This window comes from Pseudomonas sp. P105, assembly GCF_032614175.1.
GTDB lineage: Bacteria > Pseudomonadota > Gammaproteobacteria > Pseudomonadales > Pseudomonadaceae > Aquipseudomonas > Aquipseudomonas rhizophila.
This window is the reverse complement of sequence record NZ_CP126693.1, coordinates 2,441,437-2,460,858: the sequence shown is the minus strand read 5'-3', so window position 1 is coordinate 2,460,858 and position 19,422 is coordinate 2,441,437. Positions and strand designations below refer to the sequence as shown.

Here is a 19,422-nt window from a genome sequence, read left to right as displayed (position 1 = left end):
GCGACCTCGCCTGTTTATTGTTGTGGTAGCAGTACGTTAAACGTCACTTGAACTGATCGACGTTTTCCGGCGTGATCAGGCGATACGGCACCCATACGGCCTGCTCGACCGGCTGTTTCTTGACCATTTTCACCGCCGTATCAATGGAGCCGTCGGCCTGGCCCTTGGCGTCCTGGAACACCGAGACCGCCATCTCGCCTTTCTTCACGGCGTTCAGGCCGTCCGGCGTGCCATCGACCCCGGCGATCAGTACGCTGCCTTTCTCCTTGCCGGCACCCTTGAGTGCCATGGCCGCGCCGATGGCCATTTCGTCATTGTTGGAGACCACGGCATTGAACTCGCGGCCCTGAGTCAGCCAGTCGTTCACCAGTGTCATGCCTTTATCCCGCGACCAGATACCGGTCTGCTCTTGTTCGATCTTGATGTCGGGGTACTTGGCCAGCACTTCCTTGACACCCTTGGTGCGGTTGGTGGTGGAGTTGTTCGCCAGGTCACCCAGCAGAATCACGATGTTGCCCTTGCCCGACATTTTGTCGGCCAGGTATTGCATTTGCATCCGGCCGGCTTCCAGATCGTCGGACGCCACGGTCACCACGCCTGCGGGCAGTTTCAGGTCGTCGGGACGGCGATTGACGTACACCAACGGGATCCCGGCGGCGACCGCGGCCTTGGTAATGCGCTGGGTGGCGGCAGTGTCCACCGGGTTGACGATGATTGCGTCGACCTTCTGGCTGATAAAGCTTTCCACCTGGCTCAGTTGCTTGACCACATCACTGCGTGCGTCTTCGAACTGCAAGGTGACGCCATCCGGCAGGGACTTGGCTTTGCTGTCCATCGACTCACGCAGGTACGTCAGCCAGGTGTCATCGAACTGGGACATGCTGACGCCGATCTTCAGGTCCGCCAGGGCGACGCCGCTGGTGAGCATCAACGACAGGGCCAGCGAGGCGATACGGGTCTTGGTCTTCATGAACGGTCTTTCTCCACTTTTTTGTTGGTTTTATGGATAAGGCGTGATGGATCTCAGGAACGGGGCAAACGCACGATGGGCGCACCGGGCATGCAACACACCACGGTGCCGTTGCGCTGAATGCACAGGGATTCGAACAGGGGAAGGATTGCGCAAAGGCGCAGCGAGCGTGGCAGGTGAAACGCAGAACGGCTGAAGGTTTTCATCGACGGTACCTGGCTGTGTTTCTTGTTTTTGTTTTGTCCGTCATTTGCTCAAGGCTGACTTGGCAAAAGACGAACAGGGGTGTCGGTAACCTGGAATCGACTTTATTGGAAAATATTTTCCATATCAACTAATTTTAGAATTTTATTCGTTTTTTATTCCATGGCCGACAGACGTGGCCAAAACCACCACTTCGCCCTGCTCGGCGCTCAGCCTTGCAGCGTCGAGGATGCGAGTGGTCGCCAGGGCATCACGGGCCTCCACCGGCAAAGGACCAACGCCTTGCAACGCGGTTTGCAGACGCTGGTAGAACGTCATCCAGCAGCCGCGCTCCGATGCCACACGCTCGCGCTCGCTGCCTTGCTCGAACCAGCCCCAGCGCCGATGCTCTTCGCTCCCCCAGCGCTCACCCTCGGTCGCCGGGCTCAACCCGGCCAGCGCCTGGGCCTCCTGGCCGTCCAGGCCTTCGACGGTGTAACAGCCCCCGGTGCCGCTGACCCGAAAGCGCGGGCGCGGTGCGTTTTGCAGGCAACTGCCGCTCAGGTGGGAAAGCACGCCGCTGGCATGGGTCAGGGAGATAAAAAAGCCATTGTCGAACGCCTGGCCGGGTTGCCGGTAATCCAACTCGGCGTAAACCCTGGTCACCGGGCCGAACAGTTGCAGCGCCTGGTCCACCAGATGGCTGCCCAGGTCCCGCAAAAACCCGCCGCCGCTGCCTTTGCCGACCGATGTTGGCGAATAACGCTCGACGCTGGACTCAAAGCGAATGACCTGCCCCAGCGCACCGGACTCCAACAGTTTGCGCAAGGTCAGGTAGTCCGAATCCCAGCGGCGGTTCTGATACACGGTCAGCGGCACGTTGCGCTGCTCGGCAGCCAGGACCATCGCCTCGGCCTGTGCGGCATCAAGGGCGAAAGGTTTGTCGCTGACCACTGCAATACCCAGTTCAATGGCCTGCATGACCACGGCCGGGCGACCGTCCAGCGGCGTGGACACCACCACCGCATCGACGCCTGCGGCCACCAACTGTTCGAGGGTATCGAAGGCTTGGGCGTGCGGGTGCTCGCTCGCCAGTTGCTGGCGCCGCTCAGCGGACCGCGTCACCACGCCGACAAACGTAGCCCCGGGCAGACTGCTGATCAGCGGCGCATGGAAAAACCGTCCGCCCTTGCCGTAGCCTACTAGTCCGATTCGCATGAAAGCTCCTGGTTAATCACTGAATGAATGCAACCCCTGTGGGAGCTGAGCTTGCTCGCGATGGCGGTGGATCAGCTTGCATTGATGCTGAGTGTGCCGCCGTCATCGCGAGCAAGCTCGGCTCCCACAGGCGCTCTTGGCTGCTCACAGATTCGGCGTCCGCCACCGAATCCTTGTGGGAGTACCTTCAGGTCAATCCGCTCCCACAGCGGATTGTGGTTAGCCGTAGAAACGCGGGCGTTCGGGCAGTTCGACCTTGACGATCTGCCCACTCTGCTGCGCTTGAACACAGGCATCCGCCGCCACTGCCGCGGCGAACCCGTCCCAGGCCGACGGCCCGCCCACCTGTCCGGCGCGCACGCCGTCGATGAAGGCCTGCAATTCGACGTCGTAGGCCGCGATGAAACGATCCTTCCAGTCCATCAGGATCGCATTGGACAGCTTGGCGCCACTGCGCAGTTGCACCTGGGACGGCTCTGGGAGTTTGGCGATGCCCGTCTCCCCCACCACTTCGCACTGGATGTCGTAGCCATATTGGCAATTGACGAAAACCTCCACATCGATGCGCGTGCCCTTGGCGGTTTCCAGTAACACGATCTGCGGATCGCGCAGGTGCGCCAGCGCCTTGCTGGTCTTGCGCGGGAATACCACCTGCACCGAAACGTAGTCATCGGCCAGCAGCCAGCGCAACACATCCAGCTCATGGATCAGTGTGTCGGTGATCGCCATGTCGGTCTTGTAGTTCTCCCCCACGCTCGGATTGCGATGCGCGCAGTGCAGCATCAGCGGTTCGCCGATCTGACCGCTGTCGATCACCGCCTTGAGCGCTCGATAGCCTTCATCGTAAGGGCGCATGAAACCGACCTGAACCAGCCGCTTGCCATGGGCGACTTCGGCTTCGACGATCTTGCGACAGCCTTCGGCCGTGACCGCCAGGGGCTTTTCACAGAACACCGGTTTACCCGCCGCGATTGCCGCCAGCACGAACTCTTCGTGGCTCGGCCCCCAGGAAGTGACCAGGACCGCCTCCACGTCCGGCGCACTGATCAAGGCATGCCCGTCGGGATACACCTCGGCGGTCAGTTTCAAGTCGGCCAGCACCTTCGCCGCCTGGGCGAGGTTGATGTCGGTCACCGCCACCACCTGGCTGTTGAGCAAGGTCTGGCTGCAACGACGGATATGGTCCTGGCCGATGGCCCCGGTGCCGATGACGCCCAGCTTCAAAGACATGAAAAACTCCTTTCGTAGGGTTGGGGCTGTTAATACTGGCGAGCCTCGGCCAGTCGTTCATTGAGGGTTTTGGCGGCCGCATCGGTGCGCGCGCTGGTGGAGACTTGCGCCACGCCGACCCGCCACCAGGACAGGTAGCTGTGGATCATGGTCTTGGGCAAGACCTTGATATCGATGAGCGTCGAGACCGTTTGCAGCCGCGCATCGGCCAGGGCCGCGTGGAGTTCGTCGAGGGTCTTGACCTTGTATGTCTTGCAGCCGTAGGCCGCCGCGCTCATGGCGAAGTCCACCGGCACGAAGCCGCCATCGAGCTTGCCGGTGTCCGGGTTGCGGAAGCGGAACTCGGTGCCGAAGCTGTCCATGCCGTTGCCCATCTGCAAATTGTTGATGCAACCGAACGTCATGTTGTCCAGCAGCACCACATTGATCTTGCGACGCTCCTGGATCGAGGTCGCCAGCTCCGAATGCAGCATCATGTAGGAGCCGTCACCCACCAGGGCATAGACCTCTTTGTCGGGTTCGGCCAGCTTCACGCCCAGCGCCGCGTTTACCTCATAACCCATGCACGAATAGCCGTATTCGACGTGATAGGTGTTGACCCCCTTGCTGCGCCAGCTGCGCTGCAAGTCGCCGGGCAGGCTGCCGGCGGCGGCAACGATGATCGCCTCATCGGCCAGGGTTTGGTTGAGGGTGCCCAGCACGCGGCTCTGGGTCAGGCAGGAACCGGTGAGTTCGATGAATTCACGAAACACCGCCGGGTCCAGGTGATCGTTGATCTCTGGGACGAAGTCCTGGGTCTGGAAGTCAGCCTGATAGATCCGGTCCACTTCGGCATCCAGTTGGGCTTTGGCATCGGCGATCTGCCCGCCCCATTCGGCACGATAGTCACCCATCGCGGCGGACAAAGCCTGCAGGCCTGAGCGCGCGTCGGCCAGCAGTTGCACACCGTCAAGCTTCAAGGCATCGCAAGGGCTGATGTTGAGGTTGAGAAACTGCACATCCGGATGCTGGAACAGCCATTTGGACCCGGTGGTGAAATCGCTGTAGCGGGTGCCGATACCAATGATCAGGTCCGCTTCCTTGGCCAGCAGGTTCGCCGCCAGGCAACCGGTTTCACCGACGCCTCCGACGTTCAGTGGATGACTGGACACCACCGCGCTCTTGCCAGCCTGGGTCTCGGCAAAGGGGATTTCGAAGCGCTCGGCAAAAGCCTGCAACGCTGCGTTGGCTCCGGCGTATTTCACCCCGCCGCCGCAGATGATCAGCGGCTTGCGCTTGCCCTTGAGCAGCGCCTGGGCATCGCCGAGCATGGCTTCGGTGGCCGGGCGACGGTCGATGCGGTGAACGCGCTTTTGCAGAAAGTAATCGGGGTAATCGTAGGCTTCGGCCTGCACGTCCTGGGGCAACGCCAGGGTCACCGCGCCGGTTTCGGCCGGGTCGGTGAGCACGCGCATGGCGTGGATCGCGGCGCTCATCAGTTGCTCGGGGCGGTTGATGCGATCCCAGTATTTGCTCACGGCCTTGAACGCATCGTTGGTGCTGATGCTCAGGTCATGGAACTGTTCGATCTGCTGCAGCACCGGGTCCGGCTGGCGACTGGCGTAGACATCACCAGGCAACAGCAGCAACGGGATGCGATTGGCCGTCGCGGTGGCGGCGGCGGTCAGCATGTTCGCCGCGCCGGGGCCGACCGACGAAGTACAGGCGTAGATTTTGCGGCGCAGATGCTGCTTGGCGAAACCGATGGCAGCGTGGGCCATGCCCTGCTCGTTGCGACCCTGATGGACCACCAGGTCACCGCTGTCCTGCTCCAGCGCCTGACCCAGGCCCAGCACATTGCCGTGGCCAAAAATCGTAAAGACCCCGGCGACGAATTTGCTCTGGACGCCATCGACCTCGACGTACTGGTTATCGAGGAATTTCACCAGGGCCTGGGCCATGGTCAGTCGTGTTGTGGTCATGCTTGCACCTTGTCTGGAATGCAAATTTGGCGGCTGGCTCAGTCCACTGTGGGAGCGAGCTTGCTCGCGATAACAGTATTTCAGGCGACTTATCTGTTGAATGTGCTGCCGCCATCGCGAGCAAGCTCGCTCCCACAGGGGGGCTTCGTCATACTTGAAAGTCGGGTCAGGCCTGGGAGCTTTGCAGATGGTTCATGCTCGCCCCCAATGCCTGGCGGATGTCGGCCAGTTCATGAATGCTCTGGGCAAAGGGTTCGAAGGACAGGTAGCCCTCGTAACCACCGGCCCGCAACGCCTCGATCTGCGCGGCATTGCCGAGGATATCGGCCTCGCCCACCAGCACGCGGTGGCCGTCGCGGATGGTCGTCAAGGGTGCCTGGGCATCCTCGACACCGGAGATGTGCACCAGCCCGGTCAGCTCGGGGAAAAATTCCTGCTCACCGGCCAGGTGATGATGAAAGGTGTCATGCACCAGACGGAACACATCCAGCCCGCCAATGGCCTTGATCGCTTCCACTGCCGTGCGCTTGCGCCGCAGCGAACACTCTTCAAACCCCAACGGCTCGATGAAACCGTAGATGCCGAAAGCCCGCAGGATCGGCGCCAGTTCACTGAGGGCCGTGCGCAGCCCCGCGGCGCGTTCGACCTCGCCGCGCGGGTCGTCGCGCTCGTTGAGCGGGCACATCACCAGCCCCTCGGCGCCGCATTCGCGAGCATAGTCAGCCAGGCGCACGGCTTGGGCGCGGCGTTCTTCATTCCACACGTCGAAGGGGTACAGGGCGTTGATCGACAGCACCTTGATGCCCCGCGCCTCGCACAACTCACGCACGCGGGCCGGCGGCATGCCGTCTTCGATCTCGACGCCCTTCAGATCGTTACGGATCTCGATGGCATCGGTTTTCAGCGCCAGGGCCAGGTCAATGAAATCGGGCAGTGACAGGCGCGGAGCAACCATTCGGTTCAAGGCAAAACGCAGGGGCTTGTTCATTGTTGTTATCCCTCCGGCATTCATAAACGGTTATTGGGCAGTCGGCATGCTGAACTCGGGGCCCTTGGCGATGCTGTCGGGCCAGCGCTGCATCACGCTTTTGTAGCGGCTGTAGAAGCGCAAACCTTCTTCACCGTAGGCATGGTGATCGCCAAACAGCGAGCGCTTCCAGCCGCCAAAGGAATGCCAGGCCATCGGCACCGGAATCGGCACGTTGATGCCCACCATGCCGACCTTGATGCTGCGGGCAAACGCCCGGGCAATGCCGCCGTCACGGGTGAAGCAGGACACGCCGTTGCCGAACTCGTGAGCATTGATCAAGGCCACGGCGCTGGCGAAATCCGCCACGCGAACGATGCCCAGCACCGGGCCGAAGATCTCTTGCTGGTAGATGCTCATCTGGGCGCTGACCTGGTCGAACAGCGTCGCGCCGACAAAGAACCCCTGCTCGGCCCCCGGCACCTTGAAACCACGGCCGTCGACGATCAGGCGCGCGCCCTCGGCGACCCCGGCGTCGATGAAGCCTTCGACCTTGGCCTTGTGCTCGGCGGTCACCAGCGGCCCCATGTCGGTGCCGGGTTGCTGGCCGTTGCCGATCTTCAACTGATCGATGCGCGGCAACAGTTTGGCAATCAATTCATCGCCCACGTCCCCCACCGCCACGGCAATGGAAATCGCCATGCAGCGTTCACCGGCCGAGCCGTAGGCCGCGCCGATCAATGCGTCCGCCGCCTGGTCGAGGTCGGCGTCGGGCATGACGATCATGTGATTTTTCGCCCCGCCAAGCGCCTGCACGCGCTTGCCGTTCGCCGTGCCCTGCTGGTGGATGTACTCGGCAATCGGCGTGGAGCCGACGAAAGAAATCGCCTCGATGTGCGGGTGCTGCAACAGCGCATCTACCGCCACTTTGTCGCCCTGGACCACGTTGAACACACCGTCCGGCAACCCGGCCTCCGTCAACAGCCGAGCCATCAGCAAACTGGCGGACGGGTCACGCTCCGAAGGCTTGAGGATGAAACAGTTACCGGCGACCAGTGCCAGGGGAATCATCCACAGCGGCACCATCACCGGAAAATTGAACGGCGTGACTCCGGCACACACACCCAAGGGTTGGCGCAGGTTCCAGTTGTCGATGCCGCCGCCGATGTTGTCACTGAAATCGGTCTTGAGCAGGCTCGGCGCGCCGCAGGCGTACTCGACGATCTCGATGCCGCGGGTGACTTCGCCATGGGCGTCGGACAGCACCTTGCCGTGCTCGCGACTGATGATCTGCGCCAGTTCGTCGTGATGGCGGTCGAGCAATTCCTTGAACTTGAACATCACCCGCGAACGGCGCAATGACGATTGCTCGGACCAGCCCGGGAATGCCGCCAGCGCCGAGGCCACCGCGGCCTCGACGGTGCCCGGTTCGGCCAGCGCCACCCGGGCCTGTATCGCGCCGGTGGCCGGGTTGAAGACGTTGCTGAACCGCACCGTGTCGCTGTCCTGCACTCGACCGTTGATGTAATGGCCTACTACCGGGGCATCGCTCATTGTTCTTGTTCTCCGTGCAAAGGGTGGAAATCAGAGATCAAGCAGCCAACTGTGCTGCGGATCGTTATGGAACTGCCAGACCCGCTTCGGGCCGGCCATGACGTTCAGGTAATACGACTCGTACCCGTAGGGCACGCTGACCGGGTGGTAACCCTTGGGCACCACCACCAGGTCGCTGTTTTCCACGGCCATGGCCTGGTCGATGCTGCGGTCGTCGGTATAGACCCGCTGGAACACGAAGCCCTGGGACGGGTTGACCTGGTGGTAATAGGTTTCTTCCAGAAAGCTTTGGTGCGGCAGGTCGTCGGTGTCGTGCTTGTGGGGTGGGTAGCTCGACGAATGCCCCGACGGCGTGCGCACTTCCACCACCAGCAGCGAGTGGGCCGGCTCACTGTCGGGCAGGATGTCGCAGACATAGCGGGTGTTGGCGCCCTTGCCGCGCACGCTGCGCTTCATGCTGTCCGGGCGGATCAGCCGCGGACCGTAACTGTTTTGCGCAGAACCCGGCGCAGCACACACGGCAATCTGTACATCGCTCAGGGCGGTGACCTGGGCCTGGCTGCCGGGCGGCAGATACGCGGCGTAGGGCGATTTATCCTCGAACACCGACAGGCGATCACCGAGGTTGTCCCAATCGAAGGCACCCTGCCCCGGTGCTTCACCCTTGAGACTGATGCGCCCGCTGAGCAAGACCAGGCACAGTTCCTTGTCGGCGGCAGCCACCGGGAGCTTTTCACCAAGGCTCAAGCGGTAGGCGGCAAACCCGACATACTCCAATTCGCCGGCGGGTAGCTGGACCATGGTCTGGCCGCTTGGCTGGCTTTTGATCAACAGGCTCATGACGCAGTCCTCTCTTGCAGCAAGGCGCGCAGGGTGTCGTAGCCTTTCTTGGCGTAGGCATAACTCGGTGCCACGGCCGGATCCTGTTCGGCTTCGACCACCAGCCAGCCGTGATAGTCGGCGGCCAGCAGCACGTCCAGCAACGCGGCAAAGTCGATGTCACCATCACCCGGTACGGTGAAGGTGCCGTTGACGATGCAGTCGGGGAAACTCCAGAGGTTGTTGCGCGCCAGTTGCACCACAGGCTTGCGCACGTCCTTGAAATGCACATGGCAAATGCGCTCGATGTGCTTGCGTAACACCTGCAAGGGTTCGCCGCCGCCCATGTAACAGTGGCCCGAGTCAAACAGCAGGCCAACCTCACTGCCGGTCAGGGCCATTAGTTTGTCGATGTCCGAAGGCGATTCGACATAGGCGCCCATATGATGGTGATACGCCAGGCGCACACCTCGGGACAGGGTGAAGCGCGCCAGTTCGGTGAGTTTTTCGGCATAGTCTTGCCAGGCTTCGTCCGTGTGAAAACGCGGTCGCTCGATCAGTGGGATGCGCTGGCCTTGAATGGAATCGGCCACCTCGCCGTACACCAGCACCGTCGCACCGTTTTGCGCCAGCAATTCGACATGGCTGGCGATGGCATCGATCTCTTCGGCCGCCGAGCGCCGGGCCAGACGACTGGAATACCAGCCGGAGACCAGCGCCAGGTCATAGGGCCGCAGCACATCGCCAACGCCCTTGGCATCCTTGGGAAATTTGCCGTTGAGCTCGAAACCTTCGTAACCGATTTCCTTGCCTTCGCTCAGCGCCGTACTCAACGGCGTCTCGCCACCCAACGATGGCAGATCGTCGTTGCTCCAGGAAATCGGGTTGATGCCAATTCGAATTGCGGGCATGGCTGCACCTTTTATTGTTTTTACCTAACCATTGAAGGCGGCGATGAACCCTGTGGGAGCGAGCCTGCTCGCGATAGCGGTGTGTCAGGCGACTTAATGTTGACTATCAGTCCGCTATCGCGAGCAGGCTCGCTCCCACAGGATCAGTGTTCACAGCTTCTAACTTCGCGCAGCACGCCACGCTTCGATCAACTCCACAAACCTACCCTGCACCTGCCGGATCAACGTTTCATCGTCGATTTCCCCGGCCAGCCAGGCACGACTCGGTTCCTGGAAGATTGTCCGTCCGACGGCAAATCCACGGCAGGTTGTGCTCTGGCTGGCCTGGCGGAAACCCTCGGCCAGCACGGCGGCCGGGGCGTTGAGGCCCAGCAGTACCACACCTCGGCAATAGGGATCACGCTGTTGAATCAGCTCATCAAGTTGCTTCCATTCGTCTGCCGTCTGGGCTTCGATTTTCCACCAGGCCGGAAAGATGCCCAGGTTGTAGAGGCGTTTGAGGGCGCGATACAGCACGTCCGGGTGCGGCGACGGATGATCCTTGGGTGGAATGACTTCCAGCAGCAGTTCATGGCCGCTGACCTGGGACGCCTGATACAGCGCCATGAGTTGCGCCTCCTGTTCCAGGCGCAGCAGCGGTTCGTCGTCGGGGTGAAATTGCACCAGGCACTTGATGATCTGTTCCTGTGGCCAGGCGATCAGGTTGCTGCCGATAGAGCGCCCATGTTCGAACGCCAGCGGCCGTGAACCCTGCACCTCCACTGGTCGGGCAACCCACCAGTCACGTCCAGTGGCGGCGTTCAGCGAGTCCTGGCCGAAACGTTGGTCGGCCAGCAGACCGACATCGGCCTCGATGCCCTGACGTTTCAGGTCGGCTTCGACCCGTTCCACGGCCTGGATGAACAGTTGCTTGAGTTCGCTGATAGCGCCCAGCTCACGCCCGCCTTTATGGGCCAGTTCCACCAGTTGCCAGCGATGATCGAAGGCAAAGATGAACAGTTGCTTCCACTGTTTGCGCGGCACGCTGACCTGATGCAGACGTTGCAATGCCACGTCTCGATCCGGCCGGGTAATCGGCACCGGGCTATTGAACAGATAGTCGAGTTCAGCCCGGGTCGGCATCGCTGGGGCACAGGCATGGCGCGACACCACCAGGCCACCGCAGGCATTGGCCAGCTGGCAGCAGCGTTCATCACTGGCGTCCTCCAGCCAACCGGCGAGAAAGCCCGACATGAACGCATCACCTGCACCTAATACATTCAGGACTTCGACACGAACCCCGGGATAAATGGCGCCGTCTTCAAGTCGGTTAGGGATGGCGCCGTGGATCACCGTGCAACCTTGCGGGCCGAGCTTGACCACCAAGGTCGCCGCCGTCAGCGAGCGCACGGTACGCAACGCGCTCAGCAGATCTTCGCTGCCGCCGGCGATCAGGAATTCTTCTTCGGTGCCGACGATCAGGTCGAAACGCGGCAGGATGCTTTGCACATGCTGGCTGACTTTCTGGTCGGCGACGAAACGGGTTTCCCCATCGGCCTTGCCCGCCAGGCCCCAGAGCACCGGGCGATAATCGATGTCCAAGACGCGTTTGACGTTGTGTCTCTCGGCGTAATCCAACGCCTGGGTGCTGGCCTTGTAGACACTTTCGGTAGAGAAATGCGTGCCGGTGATCAGCAGCGCCTTGCTGGAGGCAATGAACGTTTCATTGATGTCCACGGCGCGCAGCGCCATGTCGGCGCAGTTTTCCCGGTAGAACACCAGGGGAAAGGTTTCCCGGTCCTTGATACCCAGCAGGACCATGGCCGTCAGGCGTTCAGGGTCGACCTTGATGCCGCTGACGTCGCAGCCTTCGCGGGCCAGGGACTCCACCAGGAAACGGCCCATATGATCGTCCCCTACCCGGCTCAGCATCGCCGACCTGAGCCCTAACCGCGCGGTGCCGAAGGCGATGTTGGCCGACGAGCCACCCAGGTATTTGGCGAAGCTTGCGACATCTTCCAGGCGCGCTCCGACTTGCTGCGCGTAGAGGTCGACGCCCAGGCGTCCCAGGCAGATCACATCCAATTGACGCCCACTGGCAAAACGAGTCTGGCCCATGCTGGCTCCTGTTATTTTTATCAGCCCGCGCTTGCCACCGAAACCGGCGCCAACGCTCTTGGTGGATGCAGACTAAAACGAGCAGCGGCCAATAATCAATAATTATTCTATAAATTTTTTACGTGGAATATTTTTTCCAATACGCTATCACTGAAGCGCGCCAGACGCGGTGCATCGTTTCAGCAGGTGTCGCAACGTTGTCTGCTCATGATTTTCCCCGCGCCTACGCTGTAGACTGCGATCAGCCAACCTATTGTCGAGGGCAGGCCCTTTTCCCGGGCCGCCCTATAAGAACAAGCCAGAAGGATTTTCTATGACCCGCCCCGATCTGCCGGCGCCGTCCGAGAGCGCGTCCGAACCCGCCCTTTCAAGCCCACCGATCAATGCCGAGCGCCTGCTGCAACTGATTACCGACGAGTATGAAAGCCTGCCGCGACAGCTCAAACGCATCGCCAGCTACATGAGCCAGCAAAGCGACCGGATCATGGTCGATCGCATCAGCGACATTGCGCGCGAATGCGAAGTGCATCCCTCGGCCATCGTGCGGTTTTCCCAGCGCTTCGGCTTCAGCGGGTTCAGCGAAATGCAGGCCTTGTTTCGCGAGGCCTATACCCACAAGACCACGCCGGTGCAGAACTACCAGCAGCGCATCCGCAGCATGATCGCCAACAAGTCGCAGAAAGCCAGCGGCGGCGACCTGGCGCGCGAATGCGTCAACGCCACCCTCTCGGGCATCGAGCGTCTGGGCCTGGAGCTGGACGATCAAGCCTTCGACAAAGCCGTAGACCTGGTGGTCAACGCCGACAACATCTATGTGGTCGGCGTGCGACGCTCGTTCGCGGTGGCCGATTACCTGGTCTATAACCTGCAACACACCAACAAGCGCATCCATCTGGTGTCCGGCCTGGGGGGCAGTTATCGCGAGCAAATGCGCAGCGTGCGGGCCAACGACCTGGTGATCGCGATCAGCTTTACGCCCTACGGCAAGGAAACCCAGCACTGCCTGCGCATTGCCCAGCATCATCAGGCCAAGACGCTGATCATCACCGACAGCAACCTGTCGCCCCTGGCCAAACGGGCCAATGCGGTACTGTTGGTGAACGAAGGCAGCTCTTTCGCCTTCCGCTCGTTGAGTGCCACGTTGTGCCTGTGCCAGGCGTTGTTCATCGCCGTGGCTTACCGACTGGAACTCAAGGTCGATGAAATCCATGAACAGGTCGGGTTCGAGGATTAACCCCGCAAGATTCTTCTGAAGGAGACGTCATGAAACTGATCGGCATGCTGGACTCGCCCTACGTGCGACGCGTCGCCATTTCCGCCAAGTGCCTGGGGGTTGCCCTGGAACACGAGTCCGTTTCGGTGTTCAGGCATTTCGAACAGTTCCAGCGCATCAACCCGGTGGTCAAGGCACCGACCCTGGTGCTCAACGATGGCAACGTGCTGATGGATTCCACGTTGATCATCGACTACCTCGAAGCCTTGGCCGCGCCGGGCAAAAGCCTGATGCCGGTCGACAGTGGGCAACGGCTGCGCGCATTGCGCGTGATTGGCCTGGCCCTGGCGGCGTGCGAGAAGTCGGTGCAGATCTACTACGAACGCAACCTTCGGCCGACAGAAATCCAACACGCCCCCTGGGTCGAACGCGTGGAAGGCCAACTGGCGGCGGCCTATGACATGCTCGAACAGGAACTGGTGAAACAGCCCCTGACCACCGATGGCACCCTCGATCAGGCGGGCATCACCGTGGCAGTGGCCTGGAGCTTCACCAACCTGGTGGTGCCGGATCAGGTGCAGGGCAAGTCATTTCCGTCGATCAGCGCGTTTACCGCCTATGCCGAAGGGTTGGAGGCGTTTGTCAGCACGCCGATGGTATAGCGGACGAGCGCGGCTTGTGTGGGAGCGGGCTTGCTCGCGAAGACGGTGGCAGACTCAACATCATCGTCTCAGATAGACCGCTATCGCGAGCAGGCTCGCTCCCACAGTTGGTTCCTGAGCGACCATCGGATGAGGCCCCCCCAGATCTATGTGGGAGCGAGCCTGCTCGCGATAGCGGTGGGTCAATCAACATCAATGGCACTGATCCGACGCCATCGCGAGCAGGCTCGCTCCCACAGTTTGGGGCCGGGGGACTGCAAAATTTGTGTTCGGCACAAAGAGTTGCTTCAAGTCAGCTCCATTTCCTTTGGCTTTACCACCGGCGCCACCTCGAAGCGATCCGCCAGGAACGGCGTGATGTCCAGCGGCAAGGGCTCGTTGTTCACCAGTTTGTCCAGCAACACTCCGGTGATGGCCGAGGTCAGGATGCCGGTGCGAAAGTGCCCACAGGCATTTAGGTACCCCTCCACGCCGCGCATCGGGCCCAGGATGGGCAACTCATCAGGTGAGCCGGGGCGCAAACCGGCCCAGGTGCGTTTCAGGTTGATGTCGGCCAACTGCGGTATGCACCGCATCGCGCCCTGCACCAGCCCCTCGATTTCCGGGTAGGTGGTGGTCACGTCGAAACCCTTGTCCTCGGTGGTACTGCCGATGAGGATTTCGCCGTTGTCCTTTTGCGCGACATAGCAGTCGCTGGTGGTCAGGCACCCGTTGAGGATCTTCGGCATGCGCTCGGTCAGCAGGATTTGCCCCTTGACCGGCTTGACCGGGATCCGCACACCGGTGGCTTGCTCGCTCAGGTCCGCCGCCCAGGCACCGGCGGCATTGATCAGCGTCCGGCAGTTGAACGTCCCGGCTTCGGCGGTTCTCACCCCTGTCACCCGCGCCCCGTCTCGAAGCACCTGCGCCACGTTGGTGTTGAAGAACATATCGACGCCGTTCTGCCGGGCGCCCTCGGTGTAGGCATCGGCCAGCCGGAACGGGCTGACCTGATGGTCGCACAGAAACTCCAGCGCGCCGCGGGCCTCATGGCTGACATTCGGCTCGGCCTCGCGCAGGGCGGCCTGGTTGAGCCAGCGTACCTGATCGGCCAGGTGGGGAATGCAGGCGACGATGTGCTCGGCATACAAACGGTCTTCATCGTCGTAGATCACGAACTTGAGCCCGGTCTCCTCGAACTTGAAGTCCATGCCGTGGTTGTCCATCAGCTCGCGGTGCAGTCGGGGATACATCGCGTTGGACTGCAAGGCGAAATCGAAGAACGACTGGGGCAGGATGTGCGGCGTGCTGGCATCAACCGCCACGGCGGCACCCTGGGCCTGGCGCTTGCGGTTGGCCGACATCATCCGAAAGAAAATCACCCCGCAGCCCAGGCCCACGGATTCACCGATGGCCCACAGGCCGCCGGCCGAAGCGCGGGTGGCGTTGCCGGGGCGCTTGGCGTCGATCAAGGCGATCTTCAAATGCTTGCGTTTGGACAGTTGATAGGCACAGGACGCACCGATCACGCCCCCGCCGACGATAACGACATCATAGTGCTTGAGGTCTGAATGCTCAGTCATGCCGGAGGGCCTCCGTGCCGACGCTCTGAAAGGCTGAAAAGGGAATCGGGTCGATGGGGAAACGCGGCCGCAGCCAGCCAACGTCGGCACGCCCGGTGGCCTGGCGCAGGCGATCACTGCAATAGCCCACGCACATCCGTCCCTGACAGTCACCCATGCTCACGCGGGTGCGCATTTTCAGGCTGGCCATGTCTTGCACACCCTGCTCCAGGGCGCGGTCGATGTCGGCGCGGGTCGCGTGTTCGCAGCGACAAATGACCGTGTCGGCGGTCGGCAACGCGGTTTGTCCGGCGCCGCGTTGCGTGTAGCGGTCCACGGCGGCGCGAAAGCGAATGATCCGCTCCAGTTGCGCCCTATACCGGTCGCGGTACTCCAGGGCAGTGGACGAGTCCAGCAGGTCGGCCTGCATCAGGATCGACAGTGCGGCGATGCGCCCGCTCAACATGGCGGCTTCACCACCGCGAATCCCGCCCACGTCGCCGGCCAGGTGAATGTGCGCCTCGCTGCTTTGTTGCCAGGCATCGGACACCGCCCGCAAATAACCGTCATCGCTGAAGCCATGCTCCAGGCCGATCTGCTGGCTCAATTGGGTGCGCGGGATGAAACCATAGCCGACCGCCAGCGTCTGGGCCGGGACCTGTTCGGCTCGTTCGAGGTCGGGCTCCCAGGTACTGGAATACGGTGCGACGGTGACGATGTCCAGCTCGCCCTCGCCGTTGGCCTGCACCACTCCCCAGCCATAACGCACGGGGATGCGATGCAGTTTGAGATAAGCCAGCATGCTCAGGCCGTCGAGGAACAATTGCGGTTTGTTCAGCAATGCCAGGCTTTCCCTGGCGATCTTGCCGAAGGCACAAGCCTCATAGACGCCCGCCACGGCCACGCCCGAAGCGTGAAGTTGACAGGCCACCAGCGGCAGCAACGGGCCTGTACCGGCGATCACCACCGGCCCCGGCGGCTTGACCGCTCCGCTCTTGATCTGCAATTGCAGGCCACCGAGCAGCATCACCCCCGGCAGTGTCCAGCCAGGGAACGGCACGCTGCGCTCGTGACAACCGGCCGCCAGCACCAGGTGGGAATAGCTGACCTGACGCAGTAGTTCATCGGCGTTCAGCAGCATCAGCGCCTTGAACCCTTCGGCGCCGATGACGCGGTGGTTGAGTCGCACATCGATCAGCCCGGCGTAGCGCTGGAACTCACCGTGGAGTTTGTTCAGGGCTTCGCTGTAGCGCGGCCCGAGGTAATCCAGGCTCACCCCGTCGCGCAGCGGCCCGCGGTAGACCACGCCACCCAGGCGCGGCGCTTCTTCGAGCAGGGTGCAATGCACCCCGTGGGTGGCCAGCTCGATGGCCGCGGCCATACCCGCCGGCCCGCCGCCGACAATCACCGGATGGAGGTTCATGGTGCCTCCCTTTCGGCGATGCGATTGGCCCGGGTTTCGATTTGCATGCCGGGACGCACTTGGGTCTGGCAGGCGCGGCGCTTGTGGCGGCCGTCGATCTTGACCAGGCAACATTGGCACACGCCCATGCCACAGTATGCGCCACTGAGTTGGTCGTGATCGTTGCGTGCTACCTGGCGCTGGCCCAGGGCCTGAATGACGCTGAGGACGGTTTCACCTTGCGCTGCGCTGACGGACTGCCCGTCCAGGTGCACCGTCATGTCGGCCTGCTGCAGCGGCTGGATATCAAATTTTCGGCGTAGAAGGTCTTGAGGTTGCATCATGTTGCTCTTCCTTGAAGGTTCAGTGAGGTCTCGGCTCCTTGCGGCACACCATCACCGGTTCGTGTCAGTGCCCATCAGCGACAGCGCGCCAAAGCAGGGCAACGGACGCAGCATGATGGTGCGCACTAAATTTATGTTAGGGATTATTTGTGACCAAGTGTTGATCCAGGCCAGTGAATACCGCTGTCGGCGTCCATGAACATTTTTTCAGAAAGCCGACAGCTATTTTTTGGCAGAATGCTGCGCAATGGCTTCAATTTCTCACCCGGTACCGCCCATGAACCGCATTTTGACCATCGAAGACGACGCCGTGACCGCCCGTGAAATCGTCGCCGAACTAACCCGCAATGGCCTGGATGTCGACTGGGTCGACAACGGCCGCGAGGGCCTGGAACGGGCGGTGAGCGGCGATTACGACCTGATCACCCTGGACCGCATGCTGCCCGAACTCGACGGGCTGGTGATCGTGACGACCTTGCGCACCATGGGCGTGGCCACGCCCATCCTAATGATCAGCGCCCTCTCCGATGTGGACGAGCGGGTACGCGGCCTGCGGGCCGGTGGCGACGATTATCTGACCAAGCCGTTCGCCACCGACGAGATGGCCGCCCGGGTCGAAGTCCTGCTACGACGCAACAACGGTGCCCGCGAGCCGGAAACCGCACTGCGGGTGGCCGACCTGGAACTCAACCTGATCAGCCGCGAAGCCAGCCGCAACGGGCAACTGCTCAGCCTGCTGCCCACCGAATACAAGCTGCTGGAGTTCCTGATGCGCAACAGCGGCCAGATCCTCTCGCGCATGATGATTTTCGAAGAGGTCTGGGGCTATCACTTCGATCCCGGCACCAACCTGATCGACGTCCATATCGGCCGCCTGCGCAAGAAAATCGACCCGCCGGGCCTGGAACCGCTGATTCGCACGGTACGAGGTTCCGGCTATGTCATTGCTGAACCCCGCTAAGGGCTGGCGCTCCTCCAGCAGTCGCCTGCTGGCGCTGTACAGTTCGCTGTTCGTGCTCTGGAGCGCGGTCCTGATGGGGGTGATGTATTACGAAGTGTTCGGTTACCTCGACAGCCTTGCCAAGCACTCCCTGATGCAGCGTCAGCACCTGTTCGCACGTATCCATGGCGATCAGTTGGAAGATGCTCTCATGGCCAGCCTGACCCTGGATGAACGCGGCGTCGACGCCTACGGCCTGTTCGATCCGCAATTGCGCCACTTGAGCGGACCGATCCGGCACGTCCCCCCCGATCTGCCCCTGGACGGCAATATTCATATGCTCGGCGGCTGCGTCGATTCCAGGGATCCAGGTATTCCTTCCGACAGTTGCGACGCGGTGGCGACCCGGACCCAGGACGGCCGCTGGTTGGTCCTGGCGCGGGACAACGGCTCGCTGTTCGCTGTCACGCGCATCATTCTGCACGCGTTGTTCTGGGGCGTGTCCCTGACCATTTTGCCGGGCATTGCCGGCTGGCATCTGTTGCGTCGGCGACCGTTGCAACGCATCCGCAAACTGCAGGCCAGTGCCGAGGCCATCGTGGCCGGTGACCTGACCCATCGCCTGCCGCTGTCGAGCCGTCGCGATGAGCTGGACATGCTGGCGGCAATCGTCAACGCCATGCTCGATCGTATCGAACGCTTGATGAACGAGGTCAAGGGCGTGTGCGACAACATCGCCCATGACCTGCGCACCCCGCTGACTCGCCTGCGCGCCCAGCTTTATCGCATCCAGCAGCAAGCCCCGGACGGCTCGCCCGAGGCGTTGCAGATGGATCAGGTGATTGCCGAGACTGACACCCTGATGGCGAGGTTTCGGGGCTTGTTGCGGATTTCCGAGCTGGAAGACCAGCAACGACGCTCAGGGTTCGTGCGCCTCGATCCGTTGCAGTTGTTGCAGGAACTGCACGATTTTTATCTGCCGCTGGCCGAGGAGCGGGAACTGACCTTCACCCTCCAAGTACCCGATGCCCTGCCCTTGCTCAACGGCGACCGGGCATTGCTGTTCGAGGCGGTGTCCAACCTGCTGAGCAACTCGATCAAATTCACCCCGCCGGGCGGTGAGGTGATCCTGCGTGGCGTTGATCAGGGCGACAGCAGCCGCATCGAAGTACTCGACTCCGGGCCCGGAATCCCCGAGGCGGAGCGCAAGGCTGTGTTTCGCCGCTTCTACCGCGCCGAGGGCAGCAGCCAGCAGAGCGGCTTTGGCCTGGGACTGTCAATCGTCGCGGCGATTGTCAACTTGCACGGGTTCACGCTGGAAGTGGGCAGCAGCGAGCAAGGCGGCGCTCGGTTGGCACTCGATTGCCGGGCGACGCTGCTGTAGGTAGCGGCTGCCAAGTTCAGCGGAAA

General features: G+C 61.9%; 17 protein-coding genes. 4 read left to right on the top strand and 13 right to left on the bottom strand.

What is annotated here, in order from left to right:
* Positions 1-43 precede the first annotated feature (43 nt).
* The 10 genes from QOM08_RS11190 to QOM08_RS11145 all read right to left on the bottom strand — a co-directional run bounded on the left by QOM08_RS11190 (position 44) and on the right by QOM08_RS11145 (position 11,910).
* Positions 44-970: a sugar ABC transporter substrate-binding protein gene (locus tag QOM08_RS11190; RefSeq protein WP_076385258.1), complete on the bottom strand. Its 927-nt coding sequence runs from the start codon at positions 968-970 to the stop codon at positions 44-46.
* Positions 971-1,023: 53 nt separating this feature from the next.
* Positions 1,024-1,176, bottom strand: a complete 153-nt coding sequence (locus QOM08_RS11185; protein ID WP_177193354.1) for a hypothetical protein — start codon at positions 1,174-1,176, stop codon at positions 1,024-1,026.
* Between the two features lie 142 nt (positions 1,177-1,318).
* Positions 1,319-2,371: a Gfo/Idh/MocA family oxidoreductase gene (locus QOM08_RS11180; protein ID WP_316912960.1), complete on the bottom strand. Its 1,053-nt coding sequence runs from the start codon at positions 2,369-2,371 to the stop codon at positions 1,319-1,321.
* A gap of 219 nt (positions 2,372-2,590) precedes the next feature.
* Positions 2,591-3,601 carry a Gfo/Idh/MocA family oxidoreductase gene (locus QOM08_RS11175; RefSeq protein WP_310662892.1) on the bottom strand — a complete coding sequence of 337 codons (1,011 nt, stop codon included), beginning with the start codon at positions 3,599-3,601 and terminating at the stop codon, positions 2,591-2,593.
* 29 nt (positions 3,602-3,630) lie between these two features.
* A complete protein-coding gene (iolD, locus tag QOM08_RS11170; RefSeq protein ID WP_173407061.1) occupies positions 3,631-5,562 on the bottom strand; it encodes a 3D-(3,5/4)-trihydroxycyclohexane-1,2-dione acylhydrolase (decyclizing) in 1,932 nt (643 codons plus the stop codon).
* Between the two features lie 166 nt (positions 5,563-5,728).
* Positions 5,729-6,550: a TIM barrel protein gene (locus tag QOM08_RS11165; protein ID WP_316912959.1), complete on the bottom strand. Its 822-nt coding sequence runs from the start codon at positions 6,548-6,550 to the stop codon at positions 5,729-5,731.
* A 30-nt stretch (positions 6,551-6,580) separates the two neighbouring features.
* Positions 6,581-8,083, bottom strand: a complete 1,503-nt coding sequence (locus QOM08_RS11160) for a CoA-acylating methylmalonate-semialdehyde dehydrogenase (RefSeq protein WP_316912958.1) — start codon at positions 8,081-8,083, stop codon at positions 6,581-6,583.
* A gap of 30 nt (positions 8,084-8,113) precedes the next feature.
* Positions 8,114-8,923, bottom strand: a complete 810-nt coding sequence (gene iolB, locus QOM08_RS11155) for a 5-deoxy-glucuronate isomerase (RefSeq protein WP_310662889.1) — start codon at positions 8,921-8,923, stop codon at positions 8,114-8,116.
* Positions 8,920-9,813: a myo-inosose-2 dehydratase gene (iolE, locus tag QOM08_RS11150; protein WP_047230198.1), complete on the bottom strand. Its 894-nt coding sequence runs from the start codon at positions 9,811-9,813 to the stop codon at positions 8,920-8,922. The genes iolB and iolE overlap by 4 nt, the downstream gene beginning before the upstream one ends.
* 159 nt (positions 9,814-9,972) lie before the next feature.
* Positions 9,973-11,910 (bottom strand): bifunctional 5-dehydro-2-deoxygluconokinase/5-dehydro-2-deoxyphosphogluconate aldolase, encoded by a 1,938-nt coding sequence (locus QOM08_RS11145; protein ID WP_316912957.1) that lies wholly within the window; start codon positions 11,908-11,910, stop codon positions 9,973-9,975.
* Positions 11,911-12,223: 313 nt separating this feature from the next.
* Between QOM08_RS11145 and QOM08_RS11140 the strand changes: the two genes are divergently transcribed.
* Together QOM08_RS11140 and QOM08_RS11135 are read left to right on the top strand one after the other, a co-directional pair.
* Positions 12,224-13,144, top strand: a complete 921-nt coding sequence (locus QOM08_RS11140; RefSeq protein WP_047230196.1) for a MurR/RpiR family transcriptional regulator — start codon at positions 12,224-12,226, stop codon at positions 13,142-13,144.
* A 29-nt stretch (positions 13,145-13,173) separates the two neighbouring features.
* On the top strand, positions 13,174-13,785 hold the full coding sequence (locus QOM08_RS11135) for a glutathione S-transferase (RefSeq protein WP_139050522.1): 612 nt from the start codon (positions 13,174-13,176) through the stop codon (positions 13,783-13,785).
* 287 nt (positions 13,786-14,072) lie between these two features.
* Here QOM08_RS11135 and hcnC read toward each other — a convergent pair whose 3' ends face one another.
* Genes hcnC through hcnA form a run of 3 tightly spaced genes read right to left on the bottom strand, consistent with a single transcriptional unit; the run spans position 14,073 to position 17,069 of the window.
* A complete protein-coding gene (hcnC, locus tag QOM08_RS11130) occupies positions 14,073-15,347 on the bottom strand; it encodes a cyanide-forming glycine dehydrogenase subunit HcnC (protein WP_316912956.1) in 1,275 nt (424 codons plus the stop codon).
* Positions 15,340-16,749, bottom strand: coding sequence for a cyanide-forming glycine dehydrogenase subunit HcnB (gene hcnB, locus QOM08_RS11125; RefSeq protein WP_316912955.1), 1,410 nt, complete (start codon positions 16,747-16,749; stop codon positions 15,340-15,342). The genes hcnC and hcnB overlap by 8 nt, the downstream gene beginning before the upstream one ends.
* On the bottom strand, positions 16,746-17,069 hold the full coding sequence (gene hcnA, locus QOM08_RS11120) for a cyanide-forming glycine dehydrogenase subunit HcnA (RefSeq protein ID WP_076386697.1): 324 nt from the start codon (positions 17,067-17,069) through the stop codon (positions 16,746-16,748). Before hcnA ends, hcnB begins: the two co-directional genes overlap by 4 nt.
* Positions 17,070-17,349: 280 nt before the next feature.
* On the opposite strand from hcnA, the gene QOM08_RS11115 reads away from it, so the two are divergent.
* On the top strand, positions 17,350-18,033 hold the full coding sequence (locus QOM08_RS11115; RefSeq protein ID WP_047230191.1) for a response regulator transcription factor: 684 nt from the start codon (positions 17,350-17,352) through the stop codon (positions 18,031-18,033).
* The gene (locus tag QOM08_RS11110) at positions 18,011-19,396 is read left to right on the top strand and encodes a HAMP domain-containing sensor histidine kinase (protein WP_316912954.1); all 1,386 of its coding nucleotides are present in this window, start codon (positions 18,011-18,013) and stop codon (positions 19,394-19,396) included. Before QOM08_RS11115 ends, QOM08_RS11110 begins: the two co-directional genes overlap by 23 nt.
* Positions 19,397-19,422 lie beyond the last annotated feature (26 nt).

Excerpts from the sequence above, each read along its gene's own strand:
- QOM08_RS11145 (WP_316912957.1), bottom strand. The coding sequence starts at position 11,910 with ATGGGCCAGACTCGTTTTGCCAGTGGGCGTCAATTGGATGTGATCTGC.
- iolD (WP_173407061.1), bottom strand. The coding sequence starts at position 5,562 with ATGACCACAACACGACTGACCATGGCCCAGGCCCTGGTGAAATTCCTC.
- QOM08_RS11110 (WP_316912954.1), top strand. The coding sequence starts at position 18,011 with ATGTCATTGCTGAACCCCGCTAAGGGCTGGCGCTCCTCCAGCAGTCGC.
- QOM08_RS11160 (WP_316912958.1), bottom strand. The coding sequence starts at position 8,083 with ATGAGCGATGCCCCGGTAGTAGGCCATTACATCAACGGTCGAGTGCAG.
- QOM08_RS11140 (WP_047230196.1), top strand. The coding sequence starts at position 12,224 with ATGACCCGCCCCGATCTGCCGGCGCCGTCCGAGAGCGCGTCCGAACCC.
- hcnA (WP_076386697.1), bottom strand. The coding sequence starts at position 17,069 with ATGCAACCTCAAGACCTTCTACGCCGAAAATTTGATATCCAGCCGCTG.
- QOM08_RS11175 (WP_310662892.1), bottom strand. The coding sequence starts at position 3,601 with ATGTCTTTGAAGCTGGGCGTCATCGGCACCGGGGCCATCGGCCAGGAC.
- iolE (WP_047230198.1), bottom strand. The coding sequence starts at position 9,813 with ATGCCCGCAATTCGAATTGGCATCAACCCGATTTCCTGGAGCAACGAC.
- QOM08_RS11165 (WP_316912959.1), bottom strand. The coding sequence starts at position 6,550 with ATGAACAAGCCCCTGCGTTTTGCCTTGAACCGAATGGTTGCTCCGCGC.
- QOM08_RS11190 (WP_076385258.1), bottom strand. The coding sequence starts at position 970 with ATGAAGACCAAGACCCGTATCGCCTCGCTGGCCCTGTCGTTGATGCTC.
- QOM08_RS11185 (WP_177193354.1), bottom strand. The coding sequence starts at position 1,176 with ATGAAAACCTTCAGCCGTTCTGCGTTTCACCTGCCACGCTCGCTGCGC.
- QOM08_RS11115 (WP_047230191.1), top strand. The coding sequence starts at position 17,350 with ATGAACCGCATTTTGACCATCGAAGACGACGCCGTGACCGCCCGTGAA.
- QOM08_RS11180 (WP_316912960.1), bottom strand. The coding sequence starts at position 2,371 with ATGCGAATCGGACTAGTAGGCTACGGCAAGGGCGGACGGTTTTTCCAT.
- hcnB (WP_316912955.1), bottom strand. The coding sequence starts at position 16,749 with ATGAACCTCCATCCGGTGATTGTCGGCGGCGGGCCGGCGGGTATGGCC.
- QOM08_RS11135 (WP_139050522.1), top strand. The coding sequence starts at position 13,174 with ATGAAACTGATCGGCATGCTGGACTCGCCCTACGTGCGACGCGTCGCC.
- hcnC (WP_316912956.1), bottom strand. The coding sequence starts at position 15,347 with ATGACTGAGCATTCAGACCTCAAGCACTATGATGTCGTTATCGTCGGC.
- iolB (WP_310662889.1), bottom strand. The coding sequence starts at position 8,923 with ATGAGCCTGTTGATCAAAAGCCAGCCAAGCGGCCAGACCATGGTCCAG.